The 13,398-nt window shown below is 47.0% G+C and carries 8 protein-coding genes; all 8 read left to right on the top strand.

Going from position 1 to position 13,398, the window contains the following annotated elements; genetic code table 11:
* Nucleotides 1-10: 10 nt before the first annotated feature.
* The 8 genes from T3H97_RS14515 (at nt 11) to T3H97_RS14480 (ending at nt 13,311) form a co-directional block, all read left to right on the top strand.
* Nucleotides 11-1,585 (top strand): N-acetylmuramoyl-L-alanine amidase, encoded by a 1,575-nt coding sequence (locus T3H97_RS14515; protein WP_328800089.1) that lies wholly within the window; start codon nt 11-13, stop codon nt 1,583-1,585.
* 294 nt (nt 1,586-1,879) lie between these two features.
* A complete protein-coding gene (locus T3H97_RS14510) occupies nt 1,880-3,379 on the top strand; it encodes an N-acetylmuramoyl-L-alanine amidase family protein (RefSeq protein ID WP_328800088.1) in 1,500 nt (499 codons plus the stop codon).
* A 45-nt stretch (nt 3,380-3,424) separates the two neighbouring features.
* Nucleotides 3,425-4,075 carry a GerMN domain-containing protein gene (locus T3H97_RS14505; RefSeq protein WP_250239189.1) on the top strand — a complete coding sequence of 217 codons (651 nt, stop codon included), beginning with the start codon at nt 3,425-3,427 and terminating at the stop codon, nt 4,073-4,075.
* Nucleotides 4,076-4,288: 213 nt separating this feature from the next.
* The gene (gene nth, locus T3H97_RS14500; protein ID WP_328800087.1) at nt 4,289-4,963 is read left to right on the top strand and encodes an endonuclease III; all 675 of its coding nucleotides are present in this window, start codon (nt 4,289-4,291) and stop codon (nt 4,961-4,963) included.
* A gap of 57 nt (nt 4,964-5,020) precedes the next feature.
* A complete protein-coding gene (locus T3H97_RS14495; protein ID WP_013310628.1) occupies nt 5,021-5,293 on the top strand; it encodes a hypothetical protein in 273 nt (90 codons plus the stop codon).
* 484 nt (nt 5,294-5,777) lie between these two features.
* Nucleotides 5,778-9,437, top strand: a complete 3,660-nt coding sequence (locus tag T3H97_RS14490) for a dynamin family protein (protein WP_328800086.1) — start codon at nt 5,778-5,780, stop codon at nt 9,435-9,437.
* Nucleotides 9,438-9,700: 263 nt separating this feature from the next.
* Nucleotides 9,701-11,476 (top strand): ABC transporter ATP-binding protein, encoded by a 1,776-nt coding sequence (locus T3H97_RS14485; RefSeq protein ID WP_029518158.1) that lies wholly within the window; start codon nt 9,701-9,703, stop codon nt 11,474-11,476.
* On the top strand, nt 11,473-13,311 hold the full coding sequence (locus T3H97_RS14480; RefSeq protein ID WP_328800085.1) for an ABC transporter ATP-binding protein: 1,839 nt from the start codon (nt 11,473-11,475) through the stop codon (nt 13,309-13,311). Before T3H97_RS14485 ends, T3H97_RS14480 begins: the two co-directional genes overlap by 4 nt.
* The last annotated feature ends 87 nt before the right edge of the window (nt 13,312-13,398 follow it).

The raw sequence follows: 13,398 nt of genomic DNA, 5'->3' as shown, positions 1-13,398 counted from the left end.
GGGAATGAGGATGAAGAAATATGGTTGGGTGATACTAGCGGCTATCTTGATTTGGTTGTGGCCGTCCTCCCCTCATGTGAATGCGGCTGGAGCAGATTTGTTTTTAGATGGCAAAAGGGTGGAAGCGCCTGCAGATGCCAAACCTGAAATGGTTAATGGAAAAATCATGGTACCGCTCCGGGTGGTTGGGGAGCAGTTGGGGTATCAGTTCAAGTGGGAACCACAAGCCTATAAAATCTCAATCCAAAAAAACAGTACCGATATGTCTATGTATGTAGGCCGTACATCGGCTGATGTGAACGGAAAAACAGTTAGTCTGGATGCACCTCCTGTGCTTCGGGGCAGCTCGACCATGGTTCCATTGCGTTTTGTTGGGGAGCAAATGGGGCTAAAAGTAGATTGGAATAATGAAAGTAAATCCGTAAATCTCAGTCAAAAGGCTGCGACTCAACAAGCGAATAAACAGTCTCAATCCCAACCATCGTCGCAAACGTCAACACAGAGTACAACTAGCACCAATAAAACGTCTTTAGCAACAGCGACGACAATAAACCCAGTTGAAGCAGACAAGCATACTGAAGCCGCATCTTCACCAACCAAGCAGCAAAATACAGAACAGACCACAGCAAATGCGTTGCTTGTACAAAATATTACTTTTGAGGGTGAAACGTTAAAGATTTCTCTGAACAAAGATATAACCCCTAAAGTATCCAAAATGAGGGGGCCTGACCGTATTGTTGTAGATTTACCAGAGGCTTCACTGGCCGCAGACTTTCTCCAGTCGTTCCCGATTCGTAGCGATGGCACACGGGCGTTGACGAATAGTGACAGCAAGGATGTACAGGAAATCAGATTCGCTCCTGCGGATGGAACAAAAGGGGGCGCACGTATCGTCATTGCTTTGAATCAAGCACATGATTACGATCTCTCTAAAAACAGCGCAGGTGAAGTCACCCTTCAGTTGCTTGAGAGTAGTGTGAACCCGGAGGTGATGGCACCAACGAATGTCGAAGGACGGCGAATCGTCGTCATTGATCCCGGACATGGTGGTAAGGACCCTGGAGCAGGTAGTGTGACTGGGCGACATGAAAAGGAATTTGCATTGGCGGTAGCGTTAAAGGTCGAGCAGCTTCTGCAAAATGATCCTGATATTCAAATCGTATTGACTCGCAATGGAGATACGTATCCCACGCTGGATGAACGACCACAACTCGCTAATAGTCAACAGGCAAGCGTGTTTGTATCCATTCATGGTAACAGTATGCCAGCTTCTAATAACGGAAAAGCCAATGGCTCTGAAACCTATTATGCACGTCAGGAAAGTTTGAGCTTGGCCACGATCATGCACAAGCATCTTGTAGCGGCAACCGAGTTCAAGGATAACGGCATTAAGGTGGCAAACCATGTGGTGACGAGAAAATCACAAATGCCCGCTGTATTGCTGGAATGTGGCTACCTTAGTAATCTATCAAATGAAGCAGCCATGTTCACAGAAGAAACACAGGAGAAGATCGCCGAAGGTATTGTCGATGGGTTGAAGGAGTATCTTGGAACAGGCACAGGAGCAACTGAATCACTTAACTAAGGATGTTTACAATAAAAGCTACTTTTCACCTTTTAATGAAAATTCATGGGGGTGAAAAGTAGCTTTTTTAGTTTTACCGGCTGTGACTTTTGACGGAAAGCGAATGATCTATATTTTTAGTCAAAATTCGACAAAAGTAGTTCTTTGGCACGTATATTTCTGTTATGATGGAATATATTCGCAACTTTTGGTGTGAGATAACGTCTAAAAGGTTGTCTGATATTACATAAGCGCGTATATCAGGTCGCCGCACCGGAGCATGTGGCAAAAAAATTATGAATGGAAGGGTGACGAATGAAGAAATTTGGTTTTTTGTTGTTATTATTTGTCTTCATGTGGGCGGTTCCGGGTTATGGACATGCGGCTTCGAGTGGAACACAAATCTATCTCGACGATCAACAGTTAAGTGTCCCTAGTGGTGCTAAGGCACAAGTAATTGGCGGAAGTACAATGGTCCCGCTACGCGTAATTTCTGAAAATTTGGGATATGACGTGACATGGAAGCAGCAGGCGCGAACCATAACGATTGAGAAAGACAGTACCTCGATCCGAATGATAATCGGAAGTAAGACGGCGACTGTCAATGGAAGCGACATTAGTCTGGATGCTTCGCCTCTGCTGCGTTCCAATTATGCCCTTGTACCGCTTCGTTTTATCGGCGAGCAAATGGGACTGGACGTAAAATGGGACGGCAGCTCCAAGTCCGTAAAATTATATACCCGCAGTAGCGGGTCTGGAAACGGGGAATTTACACCTCCTAAGTCTGGAAATAACAGTACAGGTACTGGAAGTGCTACTGCGCCAACGAATAATGCGAACTCAGGTGTTACACAGGTGCAGGGAATTAGTTTCAGCCAAAACCGTTTAACCATCACAACAGTCAGTGCCGTCAAGCCGAAAGCGTTTACGATGACAGGCCCTGATCGGGTAGTGGTGGATTTGCCAGCGACTGCGTTTGCTGACAATTTTGGAGACCAGCAGAAGCTGGATAGCAACTTAAATGGTTCGTTGGACATTGAGAATGAAGCGGATGTGTCCGGTATCCGGTATGCTTTGTTTCAAAAGGAACCTTCAACGGTGCGCGTTGTTATTGATTTGAAACATGCCATGAATTATACCGCATATAATGATGGATCGAATCGTGTTATCGTCGATTTGGCTTCCAAGGATTCAGTGAATACCACGCCAGACGCAACGTTACCAGATGGCTCACAGCCGGATGACACACAGACATCACCAACTAACAGCAATGGTAAAAAGGTCGTTGTTATTGATGCTGGTCATGGAGCCAAAGATGCTGGTGCAGTTGGTGTTTCGAGAAAAAATTATGAAAAGACCTTCAACCTGGCTATGGCTCTGAAAGTAGAAAGCATATTAAAGCAGAACCCCAATCTTGAGGTTGTGCTGACACGCAGTGATGATACATTCTTGGAGCTTAAACAGCGCGTAAAAGTAGCTGAAAACCTTAATGCTAACGTGTTCGTGTCCATTCATGCTAACAGCAGCGGTAGCTCAGCTTCCAACGGTACAGAGACGTATTACCAGCGTAGTGCAAGCAAAGCGTTCGCCAACGTTATGCATAAGTACTTTGCTCCTGCAACGGGTCTGACAGACCGGGGCATTCGTTATGGCAATTTCCATGTGATTCGGGAAACGACTATGCCAGCGGTATTGCTTGAAGTGGGATATCTGAGTAATGCAAAAGAGGAAGCCACACTGTTTGATGAAGATTTTCAAAACCGGGTAGCTCAAGGGATTGCTGATGGCATCACAGAGTATCTTGGCGTAAAATAAATCTTTAACAAAACGCTTGCCAACGTCAAGTAAGGAGGGGGACATATGAACAAGAAAATCGTAATTGCAGGTCTGCTGGCGTTGTTTGCCATTGCAGGTGCAGGATGTGCCTCTAAGCAAACAACGGCTCCTGCGACTCCATCTCAGGAAACACAAACTTCTAACGCACAAAATAGTACACCTGAACAGACGACCCCTGATTCATCGGCTGAGTCTGCTGAAAATAACGGGGCGAGTCAAACACCTGCATCTCCGTCAACAGAGCCTACAAAGACCAAGACGGACACGGAAAATTCAGGAGATCGACAAACACAACAGATTACGGTCTACTATACGGATACACAAGAGAACGGCTTGAAGGAACAGAAAAAGGAAATTACCTATCCAAGCGAGCTGGAAAAATTGCAAAAATCGTTTGAAGCTCTGCAAAAGAGTGGGGATTCTGCTCTCATCCCGTTGTGGTCCGATAAAATTTCCGTGCATAAGATCAAATTGGATAACGGTGCATTGACTTTTGATATATCCCTACCGGACGAGGCTCGATTGGGAGCTGGCGGCGAGGAATTGGCTATCGATGCCTTGAAGAAAACGATGTTCCAATTCAAGGAAGTCAAAACGCTGGATTTGCTCGTAGATGGGCAATCTCTGGAGTCCTTAATGGGACATGTAGATTTGGATCATCCCATGAGTCGCTAACCGATCAGACGGTATGAAAATTTCTTGGGGATTTACACACTTTTCACGTGCAATCTGTGACAGATAATGATAATATAGGAGTGTATTTCTCGCCTATGCAGGCAGTCATGCACAAATAGTATTCGTTTCTTTCCGGATGATTATTTAGAGTGACCGTCTTGATGCGGGTTATCCCGTATCAAGACGTTTTTTTTGGTAGGAGGTAGGATTTCCGTGAATGCAGCAACCGCACGTCATATATTGGACACCATCGGTACGATGTTTCCGGATGCCCATTGTGAGTTGAACCATGACAATGCTTTTGAATTAACGATCGCCGTGTTATTGTCTGCTCAATGCTCCGATCAGATGGTCAATAAAGTAACGGCAGACCTGTTTCAAAAATACAAGTCACCTGAGGATTATTTGGCAGTTCCTCTTGAGGAACTGGAGCAGGATATTCGCAGAATCGGCTTGTACCGAAACAAGGCCAAGCATATTCATAACCTCTGTCGTATTTTAATAGACCAGTACGGGGGAGAGATACCTTCGGAGCACGATCAACTGGTCAAGCTAGCCGGTGTCGGCCGCAAGACGGCTAACGTCGTAGTATCTACTGCTTTTAATGTACCAGCTATTGCGGTAGATACGCATGTAGAGCGTATTTCCAAACGGCTCGGTTTTGCAGGGTGGGATGATTCAGTGCTTGAGGTGGAAAAAAAGCTGATGAAGAGGGTACCTAGGGATGAATGGTCTTTGACCCACCACAGGCTTATTTTTTTCGGACGCTACCATTGCAAAGCTCAAAATCCTCAATGTCAGGTATGTCCGTTGCTTGATGTGTGCAGGGAAGGCAAGAAACGTATGAAAACGTCTCTTATCAGAAAAGATAAGGAACGTAGAGCTTAAAGACCCACAGAGGTAACAAAGGGTTTAACCATTTATGTGTAGAAAAGGATGAAGAGTATGAAGTGCATTTCGGTATATACAGACAATTTTGAAGCGTTCTCTGATATTTTCGAGCAAATTGTAACTACAGAATTTGCTGAAAACGAAGAGCGCGAGCTTGAGGGAATCACGGTTAGTCATTCCGGTGATGTACCTGAGCATTATCTGGAGCGTATGTCACAAAAGCCAGAAGTGGTCGTAATGAAGGACAAATCCCGTGGGATTACGATTTTACAGCATGGTCAAGTATTTGAAATTTTGCTGCCAGTGCTTGAGACTGCAGCCAATTAAGTTCAATTAGCGGACGACATGCGTTGCATGTTCCGGTGTAGGCGGCTCGGCTGGTTTAACCAGCCCGAAGGCGCATTATACATGAACCTTGCAGACCATCCTGATATGGCTAGAGCCTGATTCCAATGAAGTGTGCATACATTTTGCACCCTGAATTATGGTATCGCGTTCCCCATGTTCCAAAAGGTGAATGTACGTGATGAGTAGGCTCACCCGTTGTATACATAACTGCTTCGTCGTTGTCCTTTAAGGGGAACTTTGATGAAATGCATTCGGTTGCCTTAATACTTATTCCTAATGATCCGTTTTGGACAGAATAAAATGAACTTATTATTATCATGTACAAAAACAGCGTTCCCTAGAGCCAGGTACTGGCGGGGAGCGCTGTTTAGTTTTTTTGATGTGATGATTCTCACAACGGCTTAGGAATGCTACAATATAGCTATTTGGTGCAGACAAGTGATAAGGAGTGGAACCGTAGCTTATGATGCAAACGATTACAGGCGATGCGGGAAAGTGGTTGGATACGATAGAACAGATACAGAATACATTGCGTAAAGCCGGGGACGAAGCGGGAGCAAAGGCGATAGGTGATCTGCTGGAAAAAGCATATGTGCAGGAGCTGACCATTGCCTTTTGTGGACATTTTTCAGCGGGGAAATCGAGCTTGATTAACAGCCTGTGTGGTAAAACCGTGCTGCCATCTGGACCTGTGCCTACGAGTGCTAATGTAGTGTCCATCCGTTATGGGCGTCCGAGAGCGCTCATTCATACAGCCAAATCAGCGGAAAATCCAGAGTCGGAAATCATGGAAGCCTCCCTCTCCGAGCTTGCTGAGTATTGTAAAAATGGTGGAGCCTATGAATCGGTTCAAGTGTGGGAAGATGTTCCGATATTAGCAAGCGGAGGAGTGTTGCTGGATACACCAGGCGTAGATTCTACAGACCAGGGACATGCGCTGGCGACACATTCTGCTTTACATTGGGCAGATATTGTTTTTTATGTGATGGATTACAACCATGTCCAATCTGAAAATAATTTGTCCTTTGCCAAAAGTTTGTCGGATTGGGGCAAGCCGTTATATTTGATCATCAATCAAATCGATAAACACCGGGAGCGAGAGCTTTCATTTACACGTTATCGTAATGAGGTGGAGACGAGCTTCCATGCCTGGCAGGTTCATTATACGGATATCCTTTTTACTTCCTTGAAGGAGCAGAATCATCCATGGAACCAGTGGAAACAGTTGACGCACCTGATTCCGAAATTGCTGGAGCGAAAAACAGAGCTTTTGGCATACAGTTTAGTGTCCTCTATGCACCATTTGGTAGAGCAACATGTGGAGACTGTGCAGGCAGCTGAAGAAGAGGAACTGAACACACTGCTAAAAGAAGCAGGTGGAGAAGAAGCCATTTTGCGCCTGGATATAGAGCAGAAAACCTTGCAGCAAGAAGATGAACACTGGAAGATGCTTCCGGAGCAGGAGCGTAAACGACTGCGTCAAGAGCTGGATCATCTACTGGAACACGCACATTTGACGCCAGCGGAGCTACGTGAAGCCGCAGGCGAATACTTAGAGAGCCGCAAGCCGGGCTTCAAAACAGGGCTATGGTTTGCTGGAGGGAAGACTGGGCGAGAAAAGAAACGCCGTTTGGATCGGCTGACAGGAATGCTGACTGATCAGGTGGAGGGTCAACTAATTCCTCATGTGCGTGAGTTACTGAGATCTTGGGGTGACGGTCAGGGTTTGTGGTCCCCTGCAATGGAGCAGGAGCTGGATGACATCCGTCCTGTGACGGACCGGCAACTGGTAGAGCAGATGGTGAAGGAAAATGCGTTGTCGCCGGAGTATACGTTGAACTATTGCAAGGATCTACGCGCTGCTGTGACCACCGATTGCCGCCGTAAGGCACTAACGCTGGTAGACCAGCTGCTGGCCCAGCTTGCAGTGCGAGCCGAAACCCGCCGCGCGGCTCTCGCGGATGCACGCACTGCGCTGTTGGCGCAGGCGGACGCGGCGAGCCGCTACAGCACCCGCGTGCAAGCCTCGGCTTCGCACGCCAGCCTGCTGCGCAGCTTGCTGCCTCAGGCTTCCGCGCCAAGCGGGTTGCCCCGTGCGGACGCGCCTGCACCTGCGTCCGATACCGGCGCTGCCTCGCCAGCTGCGGCACCAACGGGCGTTGCACGGCCCGCCATTGCTGGCTCGCGCAACGCATCGGCGCAGCCGCTAGCAGGAATGGCGGCAGCACAGCCTGCCGCCGGAGGCCGCCGCACGCGGCTGGATGCAGCAGCGGCCCGATTGAAGGCTGCCGCTGCCCTGGTAAGCCCATACCCTGCCATGCAAACGGCGGTACGGGATTTACATGCCCGCGCCGCTGCGCTGGAGGGTGGGCAGTTTACGCTGGCGCTGTTCGGAGCGTTCAGCGCTGGGAAATCTAGCTTCGCCAACGCTTTGCTGGGTGAAGCTGTGTTGCCCGTATCACCGCATCCGACGACAGCGGCGATTAACCGCATAATGGCGCCTGCAAGTGCTGAGCGCCATGCCACGGCTGACGTCCATATGAAATCAGTGGACGCGTTGCGGGAAGATCTTAAATACTCATTTCGGCTATTAGGATTGGGGGAGCCAGCGGCAGCGGGCTGGCAAGAAGCCGTTCATGCTTTATCTCCGGAAGGCATCCATCCTGCGGGTAGGCCTCATTATAGTTTTTTGAAGGCTGCCGCAGCGGGATGGGAAGAAGCTGAAAACTTGCTGGGACAACAGCTTCAGGTGGATTTAGAGCAGTATCGGGATTTTGTTGCGTCTGAGCACAAATCATGCTTTGTGGAGCATATCGACCTTTATTATGATTGCGCTCTGACCCGTCAGGGCATCGTGCTAGTGGATACGCCTGGAGCGGATTCTGTGAATGCACGGCACACAGGCGTAACCTTCAACTATATGAAGCATGCGGACGCTCTAGTATTTGTCACATATTATAACCATGCGTTTACGCAAGGAGATCGGCAGTTCCTGAATCAATTAGGTCGAGTCAAAGAGACCTTGGCGCTGGATCAGACGTTTTTTATTGTGAATGCATCAGATCTGGCTTCTTCTGAAGAAGAACTTCATTCTGTTACCCGGCATGTACAGGAACAACTACAGGCGAATGGTATCCGAAAGCCACGTATTTATCCGCTTTCCAGTATGCTGGCGTTGGAAGCTGCCGAACAGGGAGAGGCTTCGCTGCGTTCAGCTTCACGTTTTGATGCATTTGAAGATGATTTCTCGGCATTTGCAGCCGAAGAGCTGGCAGGTTTGTCCATTGCTTCTGCTATGCAGGAACTGGCCCGGCTGCGGAACCGCATAGAGCAACATGCAGCCGAAGCCCGGTATAGCGTGGAAGAACGTGAGATCCGATTAGAGCGATTAACTCGCATCCGTGGGGAATTGGAGCATACGCTCCTAGGCCTGACTGACAGCAATGGTGTATCTGTGTTATCGGGCGAAACCGATGAACTGCTGTATCATGTACGTCAAAGGCTGTCCTATCGGATTGGAGAATTTATGGCAGAGGCGTTTCATCCATCTGTTCTACGTGAAGGAGTAGGTGATCTTCGCTCGGCTTTTGCATCTTGTGGTCGTGAGCTGATGCGTTTAATTGAACTGGAGCTGTCACAGGAATTACTGGCAACCACACTCCGGTTGGAAAAAACGGGCCAAATTTTGGTGCACAAGGCTATACAACAATGCGTAGAACACATGAACCATCAGTTGCCAGGACTAGATTGCACAATTCCTGAATCCAGAAAATGGGCTGTTCCCGAGCTGAATGAAATTTCCCTGCAGGAGTCCATTCATTGGAAGGATTATTGGAATAGCTTTAAAAATCCAAAGCTATTCTTTGAAGGAACTGGTCGAGCAAATCTACAAACCAAACTGGAGCCGATATTACGCGAGCAAATCGGGGAAGTTGTGGATCAGCAACGAGAACGAATGTCTTCTTTTTACGTTACGCTGATGCAGGAGGAGCAAACGTGGCAGAAAGCTCAGCTTCGAGAGCAAATGCTGGAGACGACTCGTGGCATGGAGCATGCGCTTATGGGCGGTGAGCAGCCACAGGTTTGGGAAGAGCTTGCTGGCAAGATTGCGGCTTTGGAGTAAAGATAAATAAGTACACCATTTATTTAAGTTCAGGACACCGGGTTGTGGGACAACCCGGTGTTTTATGCATGCTCCAAAAAGAAAGCAATACTGAGTAAATAGCCATATTCAATAATAAGAAAGCGATTTAATTTGTCTAATCACCCACCAATTGATAACCTGCCTGAATACGGCTCGTTATCCTCTTTGCCGCCTTGGAACGCGAATGGTAAACTTCACTAAGCCATATAACAACGTCGTGCAACTAATGGAGGGACATTGACATGGAAGTGCTCAGGCAACTGCAAGTTTTTTTTCGCGAGAGGAGACACTATCTGTTTCTTTCTATTTTATGCCTTGCGATAGCGACGGCTCTGGGACTGGTGTATCCGAACCTGCTTCAAAGGCTCATTGATAACGCTATCATTCCCGGTGACTTCGGGAAAGTCCCGGCGCTGGCTCTGACTGTGCTGGGAGTAGTCATCATCAAAGGGTTCATGCAATTTTTACATGGTTTTTTTGGTGGACGGCTAGGTAACTATCTGGCGTACCGACTCCGCAATGCTTGTTACGAAAAGCTGCAATTTCTGTCCTTCAGATATTATGACACGGCCAAAACGGGTGATCTCATGTCCCGACTGACTGGTGATTTGGAGGCAATTCGTAACTTTATTGGGTTTGGTTTTGCCCAACTCCTCAATGTGCTACTGATGGTCGTATTCGGCTCTATGATGATGCTGTATATTAACTGGCAGCTCACCCTCATTACGATGATCAGCATGCCATTGCTGCTCTTCGTCACATTCAAGTTTGAATCCCGGATTCATCCCACCTTTCAGGAAATGCGGATTGCCCTTAGCGCCTTGACGACAGCGGTCCAAGAAAATATAACAGGTGTGCGAACCGTCAAATCTTTTGCCCGCGAATCCTATGAAGTTGAGAAATTTTCAGTACGTAATGAACAATACAAGAGTAATCAAATTCAGGCTGCTTCCTTATGGAGTCGGTTTTTCCCCGCTATGGAACTGATTGCTTCTGTCAGTGTGGTCCTTCTGTTGGGCATGGGGGGGTATCTGGTTATTCAGAAGTCAATGACCTTGGGGCAGCTCGTCGCTTTCTTTAGCTTAATTTGGTATATTATCGGCCCCATCTGGAGCATTGGCTTTCATATCAATAACTATACGCAGTCCAAAGCTTCTGGTGAAAGGGTCTTGGAACTGCTAAATCAGTCCATAGATGTAACCGATGAAGCCGGAGCACTTACACTCGATGCCGATCAGGTGGAAGGACATGTTACGTTTGAACATGTTACCTTTGCTTACGGAAATAAGCTTCCTGCTGTTGTTGACATCAATTTAGACGCACCGCCAGGATCAGTCATTGGAATTTTAGGAGGAACGGGGTCAGGGAAGTCTACCATTATTCAATTACTCATGCGCGCTTATAATGTGAATGCAGGAAGTATCAAGTTGGATGGCAAGGATATACGTCACTTAAAGATTCGCGATTTGCGTGCTCAAATTTCTTCCGTGTTTCAGGAGACGTTTTTGTTTTCGTCCTCTATACGCAACAATATTTCATATGGTTTAAGTCATGTCAGTATGGATGACATCATACGTGTTTCCAAACTGGCTCAGGCGCATGAATTCATAACTGAACTACCGCTGGGATATGACACTGTCGTCGGAGAACGTGGATTGGGACTGTCCGGAGGACAGAAACAACGGATCGCCATCGCGCGCGCACTACTCAAAAATCCGAAGATTCTGGTTCTGGATGATGCTACCAGTGCGGTCGATATGGAAACAGAGCATGAAATACAGACCGGTTTTCAAGAGGTTATGCGTGGTCGAACAACATTCATAATCGCTCATCGAATCTCTTCGCTTCGTCATGCTAATGAAATTGTGGTGCTTGAGGAAGGACGAATCGTTCAGCGTGGAACACATGAACAGCTCATTGCTACTCCAGGTCCATATCAGGATGTGTATCATATTCAATACGCCGATTACATAGCTCAGGCTCCAGACGGTGTATCCGAAGGGCAGGTGAGACCATGAATATACCCACAGAAAAAGTCAAACCGTTAAAAAAACCAACGAATGAGCGCTTTGTCTATCAAGATGATGATGTCATTGACAAACCGTTTAACTGGTCAGAATTCAAACGTTTGTTGGCATACATGAAGCCTTATGCCCGTCAGATTTTGCCGATCCTTCTGGTCATGATGATTCTCGGCACCATTACCAAGCTGACCGTTCCTTATTTGATCAGTCTGGCCATTGATAAAGCAATTGCTCCCGCATGGCCTGCACTGCCCAGCGTAAAGTTGCTGTTGCTCATCACGGGTGCCGTGCTCTTGTTATATTTAATTCAATGGGCAGCCAGCACGTACCGCATTAAATTCACCAATATTATCGGTCAACGGGTTATTTACGATTTGCGTGAAGATTTGTTCAAGCATATTCAAAAGCTATCTTTTAACTTTTTTGATAAGAGACCGGCAGGTTCTGTATTAGTGCGCGTGACGAACGACATTAACTCGCTACAGGATCTATTTACGAACGGTGCAGTGAATGTCCTGATTGACTGCGTACAGCTTATCGGAATTATTGTCATTTTGCTGCTTATTAACTGGAAGCTCGGTTTAGCGGTAATTGTCACTGTTCCGATCATGTTTTTGATCTCGACCAAGCTGCGCGTTCGCATCCGTCGCGCTTGGCAAGAAGTGCGTATGAAGAACTCGCGTATCAACTCTCATTTGAATGAGTCTATTCAGGGCATTCGTGTGACACAAGCGTATACGCAGGAGCAGGAAAACATGGCTTATTTCGACGACATGAACAGCTCTAGCAAAAAATCGTGGGATAAGGCTTCTGCCATGAATCAGGTTTTTGGCCCACTTATTGATATTACCGGGGGATTTGGTACGCTTGTGCTGTTTTGGTTTGGAGCGCATTTAATTCAGACAGACCAACTTACGGTGGGACTACTGGTTGCGTTTGCTAACTATGTTGGGAACTTTTGGGAGCCGATTAATCGGCTGGGCCAAATGTATAATCAGTTACTGGTTGCGATGGCTTCGTCAGAACGAATTTTTGAGTTTATGGATGAACAGCCGAATATTGCAAACAAACCGGGAGCAATAGCCTTGCCGCCCATTCGGGGAGACATCCAATTTGAAAAGGTCATTTTTGAGTATGAAAAGGGACGTCAGGCGCTTAAAGGTATTAATCTTTCTGTCGAGGCGGGTCAATCTATAGCGCTTGTGGGTCATACCGGATCAGGTAAAAGTACAATTATTAATCTGCTAAGCCGTTTTTATGACATTACGTCAGGGCGGCTTACGATTGACGGTCATGATGTGCGTGATGTCACGGTGGAGAGCTTGCGAAGCCAGATTAGCATCGTACTTCAGGATACATTTATTTTTTCGGGGACGATCCGTGATAATATTCGATTTGGCCGTTTGGATGCAACGGATGAGGAAATTGAAGCGGCTGCGAAGGCGGTCAATGCTCATGAATTCATTGTTCACTTGCCAGCTGGCTATGAAACAGAGGTAGAGGAGCGGGGGGGAATGCTGTCCATGGGCCAGCGACAGCTCTTATCCTTTGCTCGTGCCTTGCTGGCTAATCCGCGAATTCTTATTCTGGATGAGGCCACAGCCAGTATTGATACGGAAACGGAGTTGAAAATTCAGGAGGCTCTTCAGGTTTTACTGGAAGGCAGAACTTCTTTTATGGTCGCTCACCGTTTGTCCACCATCCGTAATGCTGATCATATCGTTGTACTGGATCATGGGGAAATCCAAGAAAGTGGTAATCATGAACAATTGATGAAAAAACATGGAATATATCGGGGGCTGGTGGAAGCACAGTTCAGATTTTTGTAAAAAAAAGATCAAAAAATCGCGTTTTTTGTAAATTTTAATGCCGAGCACTATTGCATTCTTGGAGCTAAACCCTGAAAATAAAGATGA

It is taken from the genome of Paenibacillus sp. LX16, assembly GCF_036252815.1.
GTDB lineage: Bacteria > Bacillota > Bacilli > Paenibacillales > Paenibacillaceae > Paenibacillus > Paenibacillus polymyxa_B.
The sequence above is the reverse complement of the archived record's forward strand: the minus strand, read 5'-3'. Positions and strand labels throughout refer to the sequence as shown.